Below are 21,261 nucleotides of genomic sequence, written 5' to 3' on the forward strand. Positions count from 1 at the left end.
ATCCAAATCGACTTCCAATGGCCGTATTTTATTATGCAAGTATTGAGAATAAGCAAGGCTAGTACAATGTAGCGCAACTACACAAAAGGTGGTGAGTATCCTCATGGTGAGTAAGGTTAGGTTCTTAAATATTTACAAGAATACTATTTTTTTTTGATTGATTGCAAATAGCTACTTGAGTCAACATTCAATATTAATTAAATTATTTCTTGAGTTTTAAAACGATAAATAATTAGTTGTCAATCATTTAGAGACAGCATGAAAATTGATAAATTATTATATAAAAAATATTTACTAAAAAACTAAATAGACGGAGTTAAAACGTTTGCGGTTATAACTGAATCCAAAAAGTTTAATACAAGCTTTCATTTTTTAGACTAATCTAAATTTTTGTTTTGTGTAAACTAATTTATAGTTTTGCTTCATCGTAAGAACAAGTAAATATCAATCTGTGATGATGAGAATGAATTCCAAGAATGATTTCATTGGTAAAACACTAATAAACGTCTTCTCCCAATCCTCTCCAAAGAGGGATAAGTGGCTGTTTTACGCAATGAACTCGATTTCTAAAGCTGGAATCAAGCACAGTTTTATGATTTTCTCTTTTCTCTTATTTGTCGGTTGTGAAAGCATCATTCCTCCTGCTCCTGAAGAAAATGAACTCCTGGATGGTCCGGTTGAAGGCTTGAATACAGCTGAGCAAGGTCAATTCCTCGCTGGTGATATCGCCTTCAATGATGAGGTGTTTTCCGCTGAAAATGGATTAGGGCCTTTGTTTGTGGCAACCTCCTGTGGGAGTTGTCACCCCGGGGATGGGAAAGGACATCCGTTTACTACACTTACTCGTTTTGGACAGTCCTTGCCCAATACACTACCAGACTTATCTGTTGGGGGGCCTCAACTTCAAAACAGGGCTATTCCTGGATACGAACCGGAAAAAATCCCGGAAGGAATGGCGTCCATGGATTTTACTCCACCCGCTGTAACCGGATTAGGTTTTTTAGCTGCACTTACCGATGGACAAATATTATCAAATGCCGATCCGAATGATACAAATGGAGACGGTATTTCGGGAGTGCCGAATTACATCAACCCGCCCTCTTACTTCATACCTCGTCTGGTCCATCAACCAAATGCCGGGCGATATATTGGGCGATTTGGAAAAAAGGCAGCTGCGATTGACCTGCTTCAACAAACAGTCTCTGCATACAATCAGGACATGGGTGTAACCTCCACATTCGAACCAATCGATACTTATTCAGGGCTAAGCACTGACCCAGAAGTTTCTGATCAGACTGTACGGGATGTGGTGTTTTACCTGCAAACATTGAAAGCTCCTATTCCCAGAAATGAAGATGATCCTTCTGTGATTGCAGGCAAAGCTCTTTTTTCAACAATTGAATGCAGCTCATGCCATATCCCAGAGTTTACCACTCCAAACAATGAAGTTTCCGCCCTATCCAACAAAACATTTTATCCATACACGGATCTCTTATTGCATGATATGGGTGCAGCCCTGGATGACGGTGTAACAGAAGGTTCTGCAGAAACATTTGAGTGGCGAACGCCTCCACTTTGGGGACTTGGATTGTCGCCTGATTCTCAGGGTGGTGAATTCTTCCTTATGCATGATGGTAGAGCGAAAAGCATTGAAGAGGCTATCCTACTTCATGGTGGGGAAGCCCAAAGCAGCCGGGATCAGTTTATGGCTTTGTCACAGGAAGAGAAAGATGATTTGATTGCTTTTCTTGAATCGCTTTAATAGAAAATTCAAATGAATATCTTCCACTACATTTTAAAGGAATTTTCACCTTCCCTTTTTTTCTTGATAAAAAAAGGGACAAAAAAATCAAGAAAATTTGAAAGCTTCTCCACAATACCCAACGCATGGCTCGCCAAATTTTCATTCCGGCCCTCCTGCAAGGAGAGCTTGTATAGTGTAAGTCACCTTCCATTTATTTCATTAATTAAAATTGATTTATGAAACGGAATGAGTTTATAAAAACGTGTGGAATAGGTTGCTTAGGTGTAATGGCTGGTAGCCTAATACTTTCAAGCTGCGCATCAACCAGTAGAATTAAAGCTCCTATCAATGGTTCTTTTCTTGAAATAAGTCCTATGTCTTTTGAAAACGAAGGATCATTTAGGAATTACGTAATTGTGGAAAATGAGCGTCTGCAATACCCTATCAGTGTGTTCAGGATGGATGAATTCAACTATAAGGCATTATACATGAGATGTACACACCAGGGAACGGAATTGCAGGTCTTCGGAGATCGGTTGCAATGCCCGGCACATGGCAGTGAATTTACTAATAATGGAACTGTACAAAATGGACCGGCAGATAAAGACCTTCGGTCATTTCCGGTAATTGTAGAGAATAACCTGATCAAAATAGATTTATCGTGAAGTCAATCATTAAAAACATAAAACACCCCTATAACCGATTCGTCGGACCGTCCCTTAATGGGATATTTCTTCTAATAGTATTCTCCGCATCAGCTCAGGTGGATAGCACTTTGTTAAAAAGAGCTCCTCAGGATACCACCATTCAAGGTGCAATGAATATGGATGCGGTATATAACCGACCATTTCTTCAGGTTGGAAAGCTGCCGGTTTCAGTGGGAGGATATATCGAAGCGGACTATCAATACATTGGTGAAGATGGGATCACTGAAGGTCACTCCTTTCGAGTGCCTCGAATGACCATTTTTATTGCTTCATCCATTCATTCAAAAATCAAGTTTTTATCAGAAATAGAACTCGAAGAAGGCGGTGAGGAAATCGCTATTGAGTTTGCTGCGCTGGACTTCAGCTTTCATCCTTTATTCAACCTGAGAGGTGGAGTGGTTATGAATCCAATAGGTGCTTTCAACCAAAACCATGATGGGCCAAAGTGGGAATTCGTCGATCGACCAATCTCGGCAACAGAGATGCTTCCTGCTACCTGGAGTAATGTGGGTTTTGGACTTTATGGTAAAAATTATAGCGGTGACTGGGCATATGGATATGAAGCCTATTTAACCAACGGATTCAATGATGCCATTATCAACAATGGCGAAAACCGGACCTTCCTCCCGGCTTCAAAAGCCAATAAAGAGCGTTTTGAAGAAAGTAGCAATGGAGAGCCTCTTCTAACTGGTAAGGTGGCTTTGCGTAACAATAATTTCGGTGAAATAGGACTATCCTATATGGGTGGAATCTACAACACGTATCAGGATGATGGCCTTCAACTAGACGATAAAAGACGTCTGGATGTGTATGCCATTGACTTTAACTCTACACTCCCATGGACGGACACTTACCTTGTTGGAGAATTTGCCTGGATTAGTATTGATGTACCGGAAACTTTTACTCAACAATTTGGAAACAGGCAAAAAGGCGGATTCATTGATATTGTACAACCAGTCCTAAAGGGTAATATTCTTGATTTCGATAGAGCAACCTTGAATGTTGCGTGTAGATTGGAATATGTGGATTGGAATGTGGGCACATTTAGAGAAACCGGAGGTAACATTACAGACGATATCTGGGCCATTGTTCCGGCTATAAGCTTCAGACCATCAGCTCAGACGGTTATACGTCTGAACTATCGCATGATGCAGCAGCAAGATATTTTAGGAAATCCTCCGGCCAAGATCAGTGGAATCCAGTTTGGGATTTCGAGCTACTTCTAAAACCCAAACGAAGCACCAAATCCAACAAACGAATCCGGAGAGATGTCAGACAATCCCCAACCAGCAGAAACATCAAATTGAAGTCTGTTTTTAGCCAGGAAGATTATCCCTGTATTAAATCTGTGATCAGCATTTCCATCATAAAAAAACCCATATGGTTCGGCAAATAATGTCCATCCATCTGCCAGCGCATATCCTAAAACAGCGGTATAAAAAGAAGTGGATTGATCTTCAGGGAAGCTCATACCTAGATTGTACCCGAGTGAAAATTTATCTGAAAGCGCATTCGCAAAATTGAATCGTATTTCAGGAATCGCTCTGGATGGCTTGAACATATTATCACCATTGGCTAACGTAACCTGACCAATCACACTGATCTCAGGAACTGCCCCATTTTCCTCTAATAAATATACTTTCGTACCAAGTGTGAGTGGACTCAATCCGGACTCTGAAGTATCATCTATATTATTCTTGAACCCCACATAATTCTGAGTCACACGAAGTTCTACTCCATCAATGACTCCATACCTTAAGTGAAAATTGGCGTATGTGTTGTTGAAAACATCATCCACTAATGTTTCTCTGAGGAAACCATATTCAAGGATAAAATTACCTTGAGACACAACACTCGTTGCAGCTGACTGAGTAGGCCTGTCAGTAACAATCGGATCAGAATCTTGTGCCATTGATACACCAGTACCGAGCACAAAGAGGAGGACAAGTAATTTTTTCATGCAGCTAATTTACGAGTGATTGATTAGAATAAAGTGATGAGTAAACAACTTCTCTTGTCATTTCGAATGAAGTGAGAAATATTTACTAGATAGCTGCTTAATTGATAATTTAAAGATTTCTCCCGTTGGTCGAAATGACATCTTTTAAAGAAGTTACGACCGCATGATCGCTCTTACAATCATAACGATCACCGCACCTAAAAACATCAAAATGGAAATCTTATTGATCGTGTGCATCGCCTTCAAATTGAAGCTTTTTGGTCGGCTGGGATCTTTCTTACGGAAGAAATAGGTCAGCACTTCGGTGAAATCGAAATAATTGACTTTTTCTTTTTCAGATTTTTTCTGCTCTGTCATATCTATGGATTAAACTTTCAAAGTTAGAAAAGTGTTCACACTTTATAAATGCAAGTGAGTTGCATAAACTATATTTGCCAAATGTCTCAGGAAAATTTGAAATCCATACTGAAATCACACGAGTTGCGAATCACCGATTGTCGGCTTGATGTCATGCAGTTCTTTTTGAATGAAAAGGGAGCGCTCTCCCAGGGTGATCTTGAAAATCAATTCACTCAATATGATCGGGTGACGCTTTATCGGACACTCAATAGCTTTCTTGATTCCGGCATACTTCACAAAATTCCCAATGAAACCGGTACAGCTACTTACGGCCTTTGTCACGATACCTGTTCCCCGGATCACCATGAGCACAACCACATTCATTTTAAGTGCAATAGCTGTGGTCAAATAGAATGTTTGGATGAAAAAGTGGTACCAAAAGTGACCGTACCGACAGGCTATAAGATTGATGGTGTTAACATGATTGTGGATGGGATCTGTGCAACCTGTGCTTAGGATGAAATTACTCTCCCTTATTATTTGCATTTGGATAGTGGCTCCTGTTCTTGGTCAGAATGCCACGTGCAACAGATCGGTTACTGGTCAGGTGCTGGATATAGACACCAATGAACCCTTGCCCTTCGCTACAGTGAAAATTCAGGGAACTCAAAACGGGGCTGTGTCTGATGAAAATGGCCTGTTTAAAATCATAGAGATATGCAATGATGAAATTGATCTTGAAGTACGATTCGTAGGATATAAAACAGTGGTTCATCATCATGACTTTCATCATTCGAATCCGGTTATATACATGGCTTCAAATGAAACCATGCTTGAGAGCGTGGTGGTTGAGGAAGAACTAAATGCACATGTATTGAAAACACTGGAGTCCATCGACATCAAAGTTGAAAGCCTGGAATCCATTGGTGTCAATGCTGGTGATCTGTTTTCTCAAAGTACAGGTGTTAGCACACTTAAAACCGGGCAAAACATTATCAAACCTATCGTTCATGGCCTTCACTCCAATCGTGTTTTGATCATTAACAATGGAGTGCGTCACTCCTATCAGGCCTGGGGCACAGAGCATGGAGTTGAAATAGATGCTTCGCAAATTGATAGAATAGAACTTATAAAAGGAGCATCTACCGTCAGGTATGGAGCAGATGCATTGGGCGGAGTTATCCTTTTCAATGCCCCTCAACCTAGCTTTTTGACTAAACTAAATGGAGAACTAAACGGCGGGTTTCAAACCAATGGTCGATCGGTAAGTGGCGAATTGAGTATTAATGAAGGATATGAACGAGCCGCATGGAATGCCTCCATTTCAGGAACCCGGCAGGGCGATCTAAAAGCAGCTGATTATCAATTGACAAATACCGGAAAGGAAGAATTTGGTGCGACAGTCGGAGGACGTTTTCATTTTCCCATTCTTGATGTCAATGTCTATTTAAGTCACTTTGAGCAAACGCTTGGCATATTAAGAGGATCTGTCAGTGATAATTTAGAAGGGCTTGCTAATGCGATTGGTGCAAAAGTACCGTCCAACACAAAACCATTTTCGTACGATATTAATAATCCCAAACAGGAAACTGTTCATGATCTCTTAAAGCTCGAGACCTCCCTATTCCTCGGTGAACAACAGTTTGATTTTCAATACGCTTTTCAACGGAACCTGAGAAGTGAGTTTGATGTCAGAAGAGGAACAAACAATGCACGCCCCGCCATTGACTTAAGACTCATTACTCACACCATAGACCTGGACTGGGACCACCCAAGTACCGGAGCTTGGGCTGGAACGATGGGTATTCAATTTTTCAACCAGAACAACGATAATCTACCGGGCACCAACACGATTCCCTTCGTTCCTAATTACAACACAAATAATCTGGGATTCTTTGGTATTGAATCCTACACCTCCGGAAACACTACCTATGAGGCAGGCATACGCTTCGATCTGATGAACCTTAATGTAAGAGGACGCGATTCTGACAATGATATCTACCGAGACAACCTAAACTACCAGAATTTCACTTTTACACTTGGATTCGTGAAGGAGCTGGAGAACCTGACACTTAGATCTAATATCGGAACGGCATGGCGAGCGCCAAACATCAACGAGCTATATAGCTTTGGGAAGCACCAATCCGTATTTGAATTTGGGCTTTGGAGGTATCAGATATATCCGGAAAATGATAGCATTTCTACCAATATTGTGCTGACAGATCTGACCAAAGCGGTCAAAAGCGAAAAAGGGTTAAAGTGGATCACCTCGTTTAGCTATACTAAAAACGGGCTAGGTTTCGAAGTAACCCCATATGTGAATTGGATTCGTGACTACTTCTTCCTCAGACCTCATGGAATCACAGAGACGGTTAGAGGAGCATTCCCTTACTTCATTCATGACCAAACGGATGCGCTTTACTCAGGTGTTGACCTGGATTTTACCAATCAATGGAGTGATTCATTTACTTCAGAACTAAAAGCCTCCTATGTCTATGCGAAAGATACAAAAAACAATCAGCTTTTCGTTGGCATCCCTCCTCTTAATATCATGCTAACACTTGAGAAAAAGATTGGCCTTTTCACTATGTCGTTAAGCCCGGAGTTTGAAGCAAGACAAACGCTCACTCCAGATGTAATAGAACCTGATGCTTTTGCACAAGATGATTTTTCATTCGATCGGTCGGGTACATTTGATTTCATGGATGCACCCAGTTCTTTTTTATTGATGAATGCTTCCATCAACTATCAAAAAAATGACCTCAGCATCAAACTAAAAGGTGAGAATTTGCTAAACAACAGCTATCGAAGATACACAGACAACCTGCGATATTTCGCTGATGATCTTGGTGTCAATGTAGGACTCTTTGCGAGCTACACTTTTTAGTTTTTACAACATTGTTGCATTTAAATAATATCTTATTATACTTGCAATAGTATTGCAAAAACAAAATCAAATGAACGCATTTAAAAATCACTTTCTAATCGGACTAATTTCAACGAGCATGGTAGCCATCAGCTGTAGCGACGATGATGTACCGCCGGAGGAAAACGAAGAAGAGATCATCAACGAAGTAACACTAACCTTTACTCCGGCAGGTGGTGGAGATAATGTAATTGCTACCTATGTGGATGCTGATGGCGAAGGAGCCGGCAACCCTGTTTTATCAGAGATAGAACTTGCAGTCGGAACTACCTACACTCTGGCTATCACCATGGCTAACACCATGGAATCACCAGCGGAAGACATTACTGAGGAGGTGGAGGAAGAGGGTGAAGAGCATCAGCTATTCTTTTCATGGACAGATGGTGTGTTTTCTGATCCATCAGGAACGGGAAATATTGGCGCTTCCGGAACGGTCAATTACAATGATCAGGATGATAGCGGAAACCCTATAGGTCTGAGTACAACATGGACTGCTTCACAGCGTGCCGGTACAGGTGAATTTAGAGTTGTGCTAAAGCATCAACCAGACCTAAAATCAGCTACTTCAACTTCCAATGATGGTGAAACAGATGTAGACATTACCTGGACAATCAATATCAACGAATAGCCAATCTCATTATAGTATTAGGTTAAATATTTTAGGTTGGTTAGAATCCACTCTTATTGGAGTGGATTTTTTTATTCCTCATAAATAACCCTACCCGGATGATCAAACCAGGTAACATACATGGGTTGATGAATGGCTTCTACCCTCGTTCGTCTGATCTTCATGGATGGGGTCATGAGTCCGTTTTCCACGGTCCAGTCTTCCTTCATGATGATTCCCTTAGCTAATTTCTCATGACTTGGAAGTGAAGGGTTTAAATCTGCAATTGATTTAGTGACGGACTCACTGAGTTCTTCTTTACTTTTTGCTCTGCCTGCCTCTGAAGGAACAATCAGTGCCATCGGTTGGGCGATACCCATACCAACCACACAGACATGCTCAAAATCCAGGTTCTTGGCCAGGTTCATTTCGATACCTGACGGAGACACATATTTACCTTTATCCGTTTTAAACTGATCTTTGATTCGTCCGGTAATTGAGAGATAGCCATCGTGATCAAACTCACCAATATCTCCGGTCTTGAGAAAACCATCTTCGGTAAACATTTCTTTGGTTTTCTCAGGCTCTTTATAATAGCCCACCATTAGGCAATCGGATTTCACCTGTATTTCTCCTTCCGCAGATAGCCGAGACTCAACACCCGGTAAAGGCCTGCCTACCGTTCCGAATTTGTTGGTTCCGGGTAAATTGAAATGAGACAATATACAATCCTCTGTCATTCCGTAGCACTGCTTGATCTCTATCCCCAGTATATTATACCATTCCAATTGACTTACTGAAAGTGGTGCTGCACCGGAGAAACAAATAGCATTATTAAGTCCTAGTTTCTTTCGGACTTTCTTCTTAATAAGTCCTCCGATAATAGGCAAAGGCAGCAGTTTATCGAGCTTCTTTTGAGGCAGCTTTTCCAGGATTTTTTCCTGAAACTTCTGCCAGATTCTTGGTACCGCCAGAAAGACATCTGGCCCAACATTTGAAAGATCTTCAGCAAAGGTGTCAAGCGATTCCGGAAAGCTCACACAACCACCTTTGTAAATTGATCCCATTTCGATCCCAATACGTTCGGCAATATGAGAGAGTGGCAGATAAGAAAAGAACTTACCCCTAAGTGGCAATTCCAATGCCTCTGTTCCAATGCTGGTCACCCCGTTGAATGATTTTACCAAATGCATCACTCCTTTTGGGTTGCCGGTAGTACCGGAGGTATACATGATCGTCATCAGGTCATCAGGATTTTGAATGTGTGGGGTGAAAGACTCATCTGACTTTTCAGACAGCTTTTCCCACGAGTGTTGTTCTTCTATACCATAAAGCTCAACGCCAACCCTGATGATGTCCGGGATGCCGGATTTCTGAGCTGAATAGTCATCCAGTTTGCCAATGATGACTGCTTTGCATTCACTATGAATCAGGATTTCATTTATGCTTTTCGCATCCAATGACGGATACAATGGCACAGAAACAAATCCGCCAAGCATCATGGCAAGATCAGCCATAAACCAGTGTGCACAGTTTTTTGAAAGCAATGCAACATGATCTCCCTTTTTCAATCCTTGTGCCTGCAAAGCGGCTGCAACGTTACAAGCCTGTTGGTATGCCTCCTCTCTTGAGTATTCAATGAAGCTTCGATTAATGGGTTGACGAAGAAAAATATATGCAGGCTCTTCCTGCAGCCAGTGCTGGTAAGCCTCCAGTGGGGTATTAAATTTATTCATGAGTTAGGCGATATTAGTGAACTAAGCCCATGAAGATAAGTATTTCTATTCAGACATGCTATCCACAACACTTTCAAGAAGCAAATCAACTCGAATACAGAAAGTATAAGTACACTCTGTATTCGAGATATGATAGTGGGATTTCTATTTACTCAGTAATGGTTCATTTTTCAAGTACTCTTATGATTGCCTTTGCATTCATATTATCCGGATCTAATGCGTAAGCTTTTTGATAATTTTTCAATGCCATTTCGTAATTACCCATGTACAACAGACTTTCCGCATAGGAATCATAGGAATTTGCATCATCAGGAAAAGCTTCAAGATTGCGCTTAAATGCTTTGCTCGCTTCCTCAACCTTTCCTTCTTTCAGAAGCATATACGCTGCAAGGTTTAATGCATTGACGTTTACATTAGATGCTGTATCTGCCAACATCTCATCAAATGCCTTCAATCCTGCTTTTAGTCCTTTATCTTGAATGATACTGTACAGCTTTCCCTGGGGTCTATCCACGTTACTTACCCATCTCCTGAAATTATCTTCGTTTATTCGTTTGCAGAGGATGCTTAGTTCGATATTCACCATATCATCCACTCCTGTGATTCCTTCTTTCACCACACTCCATCGCTCCCCTTTCACGCCATAATCTGTACGATCTATGGTGAGGCTTCCGGTAAATATGACCTGGCTATCACCACGCACGTCCTTCATGATGCCTGATGGTGGATTCATATTAATCACCACCTGCTTTGTAGTTTCCTTTATGGTTAGGTCTCCAGTGATATTGAATCCTTCATTCGTTTTTTCAACGGATGTACTTTCAAAGTACATTTTGGGATACTTCTCCGCATCAAACCAATTATCAGACTTTAAGTCTTTGTCCCGCCATTCGCCATCTGTATCAATGCTCCCCACATCAACAGACATGGTTACACTGGTTTTTTCAATGTCACCGGGATTATACCGAACCGTACCGCTGAAATCCTCAAACCTCCCTCTCACCATGGCATACCCCATGTATTTTATCTGGAAACCGACATACGAATGACTCCTTTCTATGGGGAATATTTCCGTTGGGTCAATCGAATTGACCTGTCCGAATGTTAGTTGAGCGATAAGTAAGCTTGTAGCAATGCTTAATAAATTTTTCATGTTTTTGACTTTTTTGAAGTAATGCTACGATCATTCAAAAAAGAAAACGACAATCCCTATAGGGGTTGCTCAATTATCTGGAATTTTAATTCAATGCAACTTCAATTTGCTTGCGGAAGGCAGACGGGGTTACACCTTCGTGTTTCTTAAAAGCATTGACAAAAGAGGTCTTATTGTTAAAGCCGGAATCAAAGGCTATCCCTAACAATGATTTAAAGTCGGATTCCGACGCGATAAGTTGCTTAGCTCTAGTTACTCTATACCTATTGACATAGTCAAAAAACGTGGTTTTCAGATTATGATTAATGACTTGCGAAAGGTGATGTGGTGGAATTCCAATCGATTCTGCCAAGTCCTGTAAGCGTAACTCATTAATAAGATAAGGCTGCTCATTTTGCATAAACCTTTCTAACTGTTCAGCGTATTTTTTAGCATCACTCGGATCTAAAGATGATTTTTCATATTTAGCCACACCATTGGATGCTCTTGTGGTTACTTGCTTCACATCCGCCATCCGGTAAGCGATGATATACATCAAAACAGCCATCGGAAGTACATACAAGTAATCCATGTGTCTTCGGTAGATTTCCGTGAAAAAGAAGATCAATAGAAACAATGCTACGAAAGCCATGACTATCATTAGGTATATACTAAGGCGTTTTAGCCATTTGGTGTCATGAATTACATGGCCGGAATATTGATTTTTTAATGATTCCTCATGTCTGGAAAGTAGTCGATTACTAACAATCAGATAAGCAATAAAATGGATGAATTGAAAGACAAATAAGTAGGAATAGACATACTGCCAGGTAGAGATTTCCTTATTGTACTGATCAAAAACGGTCAGCATTCCGTAGTGAACCTGGCGGTAGCTCAATATATCGCCGGTCACATTTGGTATGATCAATGTGAAAATCAAAAAAGGAATAGCATGAATCAGGTCTTTTCGGGATAATGAATGCTGATTTACGGTGGCACGGACGAGCCAGTAGAAGAGTGGCCCTAATAGCAGCCATGAGCCGTATCTTGTACCGTAAAAGATACTTACACCCACATCATATGGCCACCGAATGGCCAAAAATTCAAGCTGCAACCAGATCAGAAACAAGATCATTGACAAAAAGAGCCACAAGCTTCCGGATCGCTTTTGTTTCATCACCATAATTGTCATAGTGAATAAGCCTTGTGCTATGCTGATAATGATCAATGTAGACCAAATATTGATGGACGCATCATTTGCCATAAATTAATAATACGTGGATTTTATGGAAATGGCAATGGTCAGGGTAGCTAACCTGTCACCTTTCGTGTAAAAACGTTGGTTTTTGGTTACCCTTTATGGATTTACTCGTTAAGAGCTGAGAACCTACTATTATTTATTCATGCGTCGACACACACTTAACCTCCTATCCTATCTGTTTATTGTCGTTCTAGCCGCATGCTCCTTCACTGACAATACTTCCCTTGAAAAATCTGAAAAAGTAGCGAATTGGTTGAGTCAGCAAAAATTAGCCACAAATAATCATACAATCTGGGTAGATGAGTTAGGTGAAGAAAAAGTCAGTCTTTCTCTCTCATCAGGTGTCTCGGGGAAGGTGCTTTTCTATCTGGATCTGTATTTGTCAACAGGAGAGCAACAATATCTAGATGAGGCCATTATCGGATGCGAATACCTTGTTGACGAACTTCCACAAAATGTTGAGGATGCTAAAAGCATTAGAAATGGTACTAGCCTTTACGGAGACATTTCCGGAAGTGCTTTCATTCTAATGGAAACCTACAAATTAACGCAAGAAGAAAAGTGGAAAACTTCGGTGCTTCATTGCCTTTCATTGCTAGATTCAATGTCCATTCAGCCGGATGGAAGATATTGGAATAACTTTAATGATGTATTGGTAGGAAGTGCCGGGACCGGGTTGCTTCTGCTCTATCTATATGATGAATTAGACGACCCTAAAGCTCTCCAAATAGCGAAAGAAGCTGCTGAGTCACTGGAGCAGAGAGCTGTTCGTAATCAGGACTCAATCTACTGGCACCTTAACCAAAACAACTCATTCAACCTTCCCAACTTCAGCCATGGAGCTTCTGGCATTGGCTACTTCTATGCTCGCCTGTATGAAACAACTAATGATGAGCACTATTTAAATATTAGTAGACAAGTAGCTAAATACCTCGACCTCATTGCATGGAAGCCAGAAAACTCCTTCTTGCTCCCTTATGGATTTCCAGATATCGGCTGGGAACGAGCCTATGACATTGGATGGGCGCACGGACCAGCAGGAACCGCACGGTTTTTCTACAAGCTATGGCAAGTAACAAATGAGGGTGAATGGCTGGAAATAGTGAAGCAATGTGCCAACGGCATACAATATAGTGGAATGCCCGAGCAACCCAATGATCGTTTTGGTGAAGCTCCCTTCCCTATTGATATGCGCTTTGGGACAGGTGGAGTCATTGATTTTTATATCAACCTTCATACTGCTGGACTTATAGAAAATGAAGCGTACATAAATGCATTGTTTATGGAATTGGAAAATCAAGCCGTTCAAGATTCTACGACCCTGTATTGGCCGATCGAGCGATATGGGTTTATGGGCGGAGAAGATGGTTCCATGGCAACATTTACAGGCTACTTTTATGGTGCTGCAGGCTTAGGCCGGCTTTACACCAAAAGGCATAACCTAATCAATGAAAGGGAAAAGGGTATAAAACTTCCCGATGATCCGTTTTAACCAATGGTTTTCTGTACCAAACTCCCATTCCTTACATAGTTGACCAACGTCAGAAAGCACCACACACTAACCCCAAAAGTCAATATGCCGGATAGCTCAAATAGCCAATCGTTGGGAAGCTCATATTTAGGAGGTGGATACATACTCAGCAGGGTTTCCTCAGCAAGTCCGATGAAATAAAGAATATTCTTCAGGATGTGATTGTAAAACCCTTCATATAAACCGATGGCCAGAACAAAGAAGAATCCGGATATAATTGCATAAATCCAACGCAACCAAAGTCGATCCCACCTGATGCATATCAGCAGCAGGACATAGGATACTACCAGCCATGAAGCACCCTGATAAGCAATGTGTGTTCGCCAGGGTGTATCGTACAATACAGCTCCATAAACATGATGAAAAGAGGTGATGAGGTAAACGGCAAGCAGTGTTATGCCTGATCGTATCGCATTTTTATGTTTGTTCATGTGCAACATCTGATTTGATTTCTATTGTCTAATCTACGGCTGACTCGCAACCAAAAGCTGAAAAAAAACCTTGAGAAAACCTTGAGATTTATGGAGCTACATGAAATACATCCGCATTTAAAACTGGACAACACAAAAAATCAACTGGTTAATACAAACACAAACGAGATCATCAAGCTTGAGCCTCGTCTGGTAGAATTACTCCAACACCTGATTGAGGGGCAAGGTAATGTGGTGCCAAGAGAGATACTCATCAAAGCTATTTGGGGGGATTACAATTCCGGAGATCAACTCCTCACCCATTCCATCTCTATCCTCCGCAAAGCGATTGGTTACAACCTTATCAAAACGGTTCCTAAACATGGGTACCTTATTGAAAAGCCATCAAAGAAGTTCACACCTCGAGTTAAATGGAGAATCAGCAACCTCCAGCTTGTCGGATATGTATTGCTGCTCACCTTTGTGATCAAGGTATTGTTCTTCAGTCATCATTAAGATTGACAGCTACCTATTTTCTGATAACCTAACTATCTTAGGTAGTTGAAACCAATCTACCGTTGATGCTTGTTTGAAAGTATCAAAACCACAGACTCATGTACACCCGACGAACCTACAAAGCCTCCGAACTTTTCCTCTGGACCCGATTTGATACGCTGAGAATATTTTTCATCATCACCTTATGGGTGCTGGCGTATTATTTTCTTGATATCGCCTGGCTGCAAATCCCATGGACGCCCATTGCTCTGATTGGTACAGCAGTTGCCTTTATCATCGGGTTTCAAAACAATGCCGCCTATGACCGAATCTGGGAAGGACGCAAAATATGGGGTGGTATTGTAAATACTTCCCGCTCCCTGGGGATGTTTTTGCAAGACATGATCACCAATGAGCATGCGAAAGAAAAGCAAAGCGATGAAGTGCTGAAAGAGGAAGTGAAAACCCTCACCTATCGACATATTGCGTGGATGACTGCTCTCAGGCATGCCATGCGTGTGCCCAAGCAATGGGAAACCACCGTCAACCAAAAGACCAACCAGGAATGGGGCATTCGACCGCCGGAGCATCTCTCAACATTAGAAGATGATCTTAAACCTTATCTAAGCAAAGAGGACATGGAGGATCTTCTGAATAAAGACAATAAGCAGACGGCTCTGTTGTATCAGCAATCACATCACTTGAGGAAGCTCAAAGAGTCAGGACTGATTTGGGAGTTCTCTTTTCTGGAGCTGGAAGGTGTGTTGAAAGACTTATTTGACTTGCAAGGCAAAAGTGAACGCATCAAGAACTTTCCATACCCAAGGCAATTCGCTACACTCAATCATTACTTCATGTGGATTCTGCTCCTATTCCTTCCTGTTGCACTAGTTCCCCAGTTTATGGAGATTGGTGCAGGGCTGGCTAATTCTTATCCAATGATTGGTAACCTGTTTATCTGGTTCGCCATACCTGTGTATACAGCGGTAGGCTGGGTCTTCCACACCATGGAACGCATCGGACGTACTGGAGATAATCCGTTTGAAGGTACTTCCAATGACGTGCCGATCTCCACCATTGCCCGAGGGATAGAAATTGATCTTCGACAAAATCTGGGAGAAGCCAAAGCAGATATTCCGGAGCAGTTTGAGGCGAAGTTCAATGTGCAGTTCTAAGTACAGCATATTAGCACTTAAATACAAAATTTACCTCTAATATGAATAGTAGTTTATAGCCATTATTCACCTATTTTTAGTATCGATCAAATTTCTATAATCATTCCGATTTCGAAAAAATTATAGTCTGACGACAGTTTAAACACAGAAATAATGAAAATCAAACAAACTATATGCCTTTCACTATTGGCGATATTCTTTTCCTGTGGGTCTGATGAGCCGTCAAATGTAGAACCCCTTGATGCTGAAATTATAGCACTAGAGCTGCAAACCGGAGAGGAAACATATGCAACAAGTATTGCTGGGAATACAATTACCACCGAAAACAAAATTTCTTTTTTAGTTTCGGAAGTGAGTATCAAAACCCTTAAGCTGTCGTCCAATGCAACAGCAGATAGAAAAGTGGGTGACAAACTTGTGCTCGATAGTGATCCGATAACGATCACTGTAACAGCAGCAGACCAATCTAAACAAACTACTTATTCCATTGAATTAGTGAAGGATGAGGGGCTTGAACTATCTCCAAATGCAACTATTGAAGTAGGTAGTTCTTATTCATTGCAGACTTCTGATGTTTACGTTGATAGCTGGCAACTTAAAAAAATAGATGGTCTGGAATTTACGCATGCATACGGAGATTTCAATTCAGATGGACACACGGATGTACTTATGGCTGGTGGTAAATTTAAAACGTATGATAGATATCCGATGCATTTATTTCTTGGCAATGGATCTGCAGTAAACGCTGATTATTGTGAGTGTGCCGGAGCGTGCAACACTTCTTGTGATGGTTTTGCGGAATCTACTTCCGCATTTCCGGCAGACTTTGAAGGTATGATCAATGCCCGAAAAATTATAACCGGCGATTATAACAATGATGGATTGCTGGATGCCTTTTCCATTGGACATGGATATGATGACGTACCTTATCCGGGTGAAGCTCCTGTCTTGCTTATGAACAATGGCGCAGGTTTCACACCCACTATCTTCAATGATTTTGTAGGATTCTATCACGGTGGTGCTTCCGCAGACATTGATCATGATGGAGATTTGGACATTATCATGACAGGCTGGCCAATGCCTCAATTCAGCACTGTTATCCTTCTTAATGATGGAAGTGGTAGTTTTTCGACTGCTACCGATCGTATTGACGACTATTTTCTAGATAATGGAGGATACTATACAGCTGAATTTATCGATATAGATAAAGATGGGTTTATCGATTTATTGCTTGCCGGACATGAAGACCCAACTGCTGAAAATGCACCAACACTTATCTTATGGGGGAATAGCTCCGGAAAATATTACCGTGATTTGAGTACCACCTTGCCCACTCTCATTGACTATACTATCGTAGTGGATATTGATGCAGAAGACATAGACAATGATGGGGATCGTGACATTATTTTAAACCGGGTTACGGATGGGAATAAATATGGTTTTTACGAGCGATTTCAACTGCAGGTCATTGAAAATCTAGGAGACCGAACTTTCAAAGATGCTACCTCCGAACGTATTACGAACAATGAAGGTGACACGTGGAGGTTGTGGGTTTATATGCAGGATTTGAATGGTGATGGTACTATTGATCTTTATTATGAACGAGATCATTTTCCTAATTTAAAGTGGATCAATGATGGCAGTGGAAATTTCACGATAGTGAATTAACGTGTGCAGTTTTAGCAAACTATAACTTAGAAGTTAAGGTTAGGAAAAATGGAATTCGAATCTCTAATAAACTATTTAAATCAACACATCGACTTAAGTAGTCATGAGGTTTCCATTTTAAAGGATCAGGCTAAAATAAGGACTTACCTCAAAGGACAATACATTGTTCAGCAGGGAGATATCTGCAAATATGAAAACTTTGTTATTTCCGGTTGCGCCAAGACATTTTTCATGGATAAAGACGGTAATGAACACGTCGTTATGTTCGCACTTGAAAACTGGTGGACTGCAGATCTGGGGAGTTTCATCAGTCAGGAGCCGGCTGATTATAACGTTCAGTGCTTAGAGAAAACAACAGTCATTCAATTTACTCCTGAGGCCCTCGAGCACTTATATTCAGAAATCCCACAACTTGAACGATTCATGCGGATTATCATTCAGAAAGCTTTTGTTGCATCTCAAAAGAGGATTGTTCGCAACCACAGTCTGTCTGCGAAGGATCGGTATTTGCTTTTTAGGGAACAATACCCTGAGATTGAACAACGCGTACCTCAATACCTCATTGCTTCTTATTTAGGAATTACAAAACAATTCTTAAGTAAAATCAGGGCAGAACTAGTGGGTAGTTAATCTAGATTAACCTTCTTTTTACTCCTGGTTGAATTTTTAAGAAAACCCCTTCTCAGAGCTTTGTAGTGTTAAATTTTAAACACAAAGTTCATGAAAAACTTACAAGAAAAAATCAATGATTTAAATGATTTGGTGCTTCAGGGAAAAGCCCTGGATGCATTTGAAAAGTACTATGCTGATGATGTTGTCATGCAGGAAAATGAAGCTGCCCCTACCTTAGGTAAATCTGCAAACAGAAAAAGAGAAATTGAGTTTTTGAACAACATCACTGATTTCAGAAGTGCAATTCCTGCAAAAATCACTGTCGGGGAGAATACCACCATGGTAGAATGGCATTATGACTACACCCATAAAGAATGGGGTGTTCGCAAGTATTCCCAGATTTCTGTGCAGGAATGGGAAAATGAAAAAATCATTAGAGAGAAATTTTACTACAATACTTGAGGGCTCCACAAACATGAAAGAGAAAATATTTAACACAACAGATTCATACGCACCCTTAGCTATTAGAATAATGCTGGGGTTGGTCGTATTTCCGCATGGAGCTCAGAAGCTTTTGGGCTGGTTTGGCGGATATGGTTTTTCAGGTACAATGGGATTCTTTACTGAAACGATTGGCTTACCCTGGATAGTGGGTTTCATCGTAATAATTTTGGAGTCTTTTGGGGCGATCGCTTTAATAGCCGGTTTTGCAACAAGATTGGTTGCTGCAAACTATATTCTGCTAGCACTCGGGATAATCTTTAGTTCCCATATCCAAAATGGATTTTTTATGAACTGGTTTGGGAATCAGGCAGGCGAAGGATATGAATTTTTTCTGCTTTGGATTGGAATGGCTGTCGGCCTGTTAATTACAGGAAGCGGAGCTTATTCTATTGATAAAGATTTGATACTGAAAAATATTGATAATTAATACTTCGGAACTAAGAGCGGTTTAAAAGTGATTCGGCTTTTAAACCGCTTTTTTCAAGTCGAGCCTTGCAAAATTGAGACTACTCAAAACATCTCAGCTTCCATCTTGATCGTGATCTCAGAATCATCACAGATGGTTTTTTGCAATCCTTTGCAACGTGACATCTCATACTTATAGAAGTAGTCCATCGTATGAAGCTTGCTCTGTTTAAAGGCTGCATCCTGATCAAGAGAAGCAATCCCGATCTTCAACCATTGCCAACCAATGACAACCGTACTAAACAAGTCCATAAAAATGGTGGCGTCTGCCAGATAGCGTTCATGGTTTCCTTTCATGGCATGAGGCATGAGGTGTGCCAGACACGTTTCAATCAGCTTTGCTCCTTCTCCCAGACTCATCGCATGCGATTTCAATTCGTTTTTGCTCATAGCCATCTTGATGGTTGATTCAATCTCCCCGGCTAAAAGCTTCAATGCAGCTCCTTCCATCATGGTCACTTTACGACCTAATAAATCCAGAGACTGGATTCCGGTGGTACCCTCATAAATGGAGATGATCCGAATATCCCGCAGGTACTGCTGCAGGATAAAGTCCATCATGTATCCATATCCACCCAACACCTGCAATCCTAAATCCACGGCCTCCTTTCCGGCTTCCGAAGGATAGGTTTTTGCAATTGGAGTAAGAATCTCAGTAAGCAGATGGTAGTTATTCTTTTCCTCTCCTTCAGACACCATTTGCATGTCTACATACCTGGCACACTCAAGGACCAGACTTAAGCTTCCCTCCACGATAGCTTTCTGATGCAACAACATACGCTTCACATCCGGATGATTGATGATTAAAGTTTGCTCCTCGCTTGGATCTTTCTTCCCTGAACTTTGCCGTTTTCTTCCCTGTGGACGCTCCTTTGCATACTGAAGCGAAGCATAATAAGCAGCAGAGGCAATGCCAGTCCCCATGCGTCCCGAAGCGATCCGTGCTTCATTCATCATCTGGAACATGTAGGTTAGGCCTTTGTTTTCCTCACCCACCAAGTACCCAATGCTTTCGCCGCTATCACCAAAAGCCATATGATTGGTGCAGTAACCCCGCTGGCCCAACTTTTCAAACTCCCCTACCACATCCACATGGTTGTAGTCACCCAGACTGCCATCCGCATTTACCCGATATTGCGGCACCAGGAATAAAGAAACGCCTTTGGTTCCGGCCGGTGCACCGTCCACTCGGGCCAAAACCAGATGAATGAAATTATCCGAAAACTGATGATCGCTGGCAGAAATAAAGATCTTTTGCCCTTTGATGGAATAGGTTCCGTCATCGGTTGGTTTGGCCGATGAAGTAATGTCGGAAAGCGAGCTACCTGCCTGCGGTTCTGTCAGGCACATGGTACCGCCCCATTTCATCTCCAGCATCTTTGAAACGTACTTCTTCTTCAGCTCTTCCGTCCCAAAGTTCACAATCAGATTGGCCGCTCCGGCTGTCAGACCTAAATACCCGGTAACGTGGTTGTTGGCTGCTTCCATAATGAAGTACAAGGCATTAAATACCAACAATGGCAGCTGCATCCCACCGTCTTTTTCATCCATAAAAGCCCCAATCAGTTCCATCTCTCCGGCTTTTTGAAAGATGGGCCCAAACTGGTCATGCACGATCACTTTCCCGTCTTTAAAGAAGCATGGCTTTTCATCCATTTCTTTCACGAATGGGTATAGTGAGCTGTCACTGAAATCCTTCACCGCATCCAGCAGCAGGTCTATGGATTGTTTGTCAAAACCAGCGAAGCGTTCTTTCTTTAATAAATCCTCCAGCTTGTGAACATCATTCAATAAGAAGGCGAGGGTTTGTGGATCATAATATTTCATTGGGTGGCGGTTGGGTTAGCCCTTCAAATTAGCAAAAGTGAGGGGAATGGGCAATTGGAGATCCCCACCTATCCCTCCAATGCTTTTATTCCCATATAGCTGGATTAGATGCGAAAACTTATATTTGAAAGTAATTCGGTATAATGTCATTATTCAGATGTT

Annotated in this window: 20 protein-coding genes; 13 read left to right on the plus strand and 7 right to left on the minus strand. The window is 41.3% G+C overall.

The features are described from left to right. Window positions 1–454 precede the first annotated feature (454 nt). From CHB71_RS05780 to CHB71_RS05795, 3 genes are all read left to right on the plus strand, one after another. Window positions 455–1,762, plus strand: a complete 1,308-nt coding sequence (locus CHB71_RS05780) for a di-heme oxidoredictase family protein (protein WP_245811222.1) — start codon at window positions 455–457, stop codon at window positions 1,760–1,762. A 218-nt stretch (window positions 1,763–1,980) separates the two neighbouring features. Then, window positions 1,981–2,409, plus strand: a complete 429-nt coding sequence (locus CHB71_RS05790) for a Rieske (2Fe-2S) protein (protein ID WP_089355954.1) — start codon at window positions 1,981–1,983, stop codon at window positions 2,407–2,409. Beyond that, the gene (locus tag CHB71_RS05795; RefSeq protein WP_245811223.1) at window positions 2,406–3,677 is read left to right on the plus strand and encodes a hypothetical protein; all 1,272 of its coding nucleotides are present in this window, start codon (window positions 2,406–2,408) and stop codon (window positions 3,675–3,677) included. The genes CHB71_RS05790 and CHB71_RS05795 overlap by 4 nt, the downstream gene beginning before the upstream one ends. On the opposite strand, the gene CHB71_RS05800 is transcribed toward CHB71_RS05795, so the two are convergent. Together CHB71_RS05800 and CHB71_RS05805 are read right to left on the minus strand one after the other, a co-directional pair. After that, window positions 3,674–4,411, minus strand: coding sequence for a transporter (locus CHB71_RS05800; RefSeq protein WP_089355955.1), 738 nt, complete (start codon window positions 4,409–4,411; stop codon window positions 3,674–3,676). The two genes, CHB71_RS05795 and CHB71_RS05800, sit on opposite strands and share 4 nt — an antisense overlap. Before the next feature lie 153 nt (window positions 4,412–4,564). After that, window positions 4,565–4,768: a DUF6728 family protein gene (locus CHB71_RS05805; RefSeq protein WP_089355956.1), complete on the minus strand. Its 204-nt coding sequence runs from the start codon at window positions 4,766–4,768 to the stop codon at window positions 4,565–4,567. Between the two features lie 81 nt (window positions 4,769–4,849). On the opposite strand from CHB71_RS05805, the gene CHB71_RS05810 reads away from it, so the two are divergent. The 3 genes from CHB71_RS05810 (at window position 4,850) to CHB71_RS05820 (ending at window position 8,304) form a co-directional block, all read left to right on the plus strand. Continuing rightward, a complete protein-coding gene (locus tag CHB71_RS05810) occupies window positions 4,850–5,266 on the plus strand; it encodes a Fur family transcriptional regulator (protein ID WP_179213320.1) in 417 nt (138 codons plus the stop codon). Between the two features lies 1 nt (window position 5,267). Then, complete coding sequence (locus CHB71_RS05815; protein WP_179213321.1) at window positions 5,268–7,637, plus strand: TonB-dependent receptor; 2,370 nt, start codon at window positions 5,268–5,270, stop codon at window positions 7,635–7,637. 70 nt (window positions 7,638–7,707) lie between these two features. Then, window positions 7,708–8,304, plus strand: a complete 597-nt coding sequence (locus tag CHB71_RS05820; protein ID WP_245811224.1) for a hypothetical protein — start codon at window positions 7,708–7,710, stop codon at window positions 8,302–8,304. A 71-nt stretch (window positions 8,305–8,375) separates the two neighbouring features. Here CHB71_RS05820 and CHB71_RS05825 read toward each other — a convergent pair whose 3' ends face one another. The 3 genes from CHB71_RS05825 to CHB71_RS05835 form a co-directional block, all read right to left on the minus strand. After that, window positions 8,376–10,019: an AMP-binding protein gene (locus tag CHB71_RS05825; protein ID WP_089355959.1), complete on the minus strand. Its 1,644-nt coding sequence runs from the start codon at window positions 10,017–10,019 to the stop codon at window positions 8,376–8,378. 163 nt (window positions 10,020–10,182) lie between these two features. Beyond that, window positions 10,183–11,172, minus strand: coding sequence for a YceI family protein (locus CHB71_RS05830; protein ID WP_089355960.1), 990 nt, complete (start codon window positions 11,170–11,172; stop codon window positions 10,183–10,185). An 85-nt stretch (window positions 11,173–11,257) separates the two neighbouring features. Beyond that, on the minus strand, window positions 11,258–12,415 hold the full coding sequence (locus CHB71_RS05835; RefSeq protein ID WP_089355961.1) for an AraC family transcriptional regulator: 1,158 nt from the start codon (window positions 12,413–12,415) through the stop codon (window positions 11,258–11,260). Between the two features lie 139 nt (window positions 12,416–12,554). On the opposite strand from CHB71_RS05835, the gene CHB71_RS05840 reads away from it, so the two are divergent. Continuing rightward, complete coding sequence (locus CHB71_RS05840; protein WP_089355962.1) at window positions 12,555–13,904, plus strand: lanthionine synthetase LanC family protein; 1,350 nt, start codon at window positions 12,555–12,557, stop codon at window positions 13,902–13,904. Here CHB71_RS05840 and CHB71_RS05845 read toward each other — a convergent pair. Further along, window positions 13,901–14,374 carry a hypothetical protein gene (locus CHB71_RS05845; RefSeq protein ID WP_089355963.1) on the minus strand — a complete coding sequence of 158 codons (474 nt, stop codon included), beginning with the start codon at window positions 14,372–14,374 and terminating at the stop codon, window positions 13,901–13,903. The two genes, CHB71_RS05840 and CHB71_RS05845, sit on opposite strands and share 4 nt — an antisense overlap. A 90-nt stretch (window positions 14,375–14,464) precedes the next feature. Here CHB71_RS05845 and CHB71_RS05850 point away from each other — a divergent pair, with 90 nt between their 5' ends. The 6 genes from CHB71_RS05850 to CHB71_RS05875 all read left to right on the plus strand — a co-directional run bounded on the left by CHB71_RS05850 (window position 14,465) and on the right by CHB71_RS05875 (window position 19,234). Further along, window positions 14,465–14,869 carry a winged helix-turn-helix domain-containing protein gene (locus CHB71_RS05850; protein WP_089355964.1) on the plus strand — a complete coding sequence of 135 codons (405 nt, stop codon included), beginning with the start codon at window positions 14,465–14,467 and terminating at the stop codon, window positions 14,867–14,869. A gap of 98 nt (window positions 14,870–14,967) precedes the next feature. Next, complete coding sequence (locus CHB71_RS05855) at window positions 14,968–16,023, plus strand: bestrophin family protein (protein WP_089355965.1); 1,056 nt, start codon at window positions 14,968–14,970, stop codon at window positions 16,021–16,023. Between the two features lie 153 nt (window positions 16,024–16,176). After that, window positions 16,177–17,691 (plus strand): FG-GAP repeat domain-containing protein, encoded by a 1,515-nt coding sequence (locus CHB71_RS05860; RefSeq protein WP_089355966.1) that lies wholly within the window; start codon window positions 16,177–16,179, stop codon window positions 17,689–17,691. A 48-nt stretch (window positions 17,692–17,739) separates the two neighbouring features. Then, window positions 17,740–18,321 carry a Crp/Fnr family transcriptional regulator gene (locus CHB71_RS05865; RefSeq protein ID WP_089355967.1) on the plus strand — a complete coding sequence of 194 codons (582 nt, stop codon included), beginning with the start codon at window positions 17,740–17,742 and terminating at the stop codon, window positions 18,319–18,321. A gap of 90 nt (window positions 18,322–18,411) precedes the next feature. Continuing rightward, window positions 18,412–18,765, plus strand: a complete 354-nt coding sequence (locus CHB71_RS05870; protein ID WP_089355968.1) for a nuclear transport factor 2 family protein — start codon at window positions 18,412–18,414, stop codon at window positions 18,763–18,765. Between the two features lie 13 nt (window positions 18,766–18,778). Next, a complete protein-coding gene (locus CHB71_RS05875) occupies window positions 18,779–19,234 on the plus strand; it encodes a DoxX family protein (protein ID WP_089356338.1) in 456 nt (151 codons plus the stop codon). Between the two features lie 83 nt (window positions 19,235–19,317). On the opposite strand, the gene CHB71_RS05880 is transcribed toward CHB71_RS05875, so the two are convergent. Continuing rightward, on the minus strand, window positions 19,318–21,099 hold the full coding sequence (locus tag CHB71_RS05880; protein ID WP_089355969.1) for an acyl-CoA dehydrogenase: 1,782 nt from the start codon (window positions 21,097–21,099) through the stop codon (window positions 19,318–19,320). Window positions 21,100–21,261 lie beyond the last annotated feature (162 nt).

Source organism: Ekhidna lutea, assembly GCF_900188325.1.
Lineage (GTDB): Bacteria > Bacteroidota > Bacteroidia > Cytophagales > Cyclobacteriaceae > Ekhidna > Ekhidna lutea.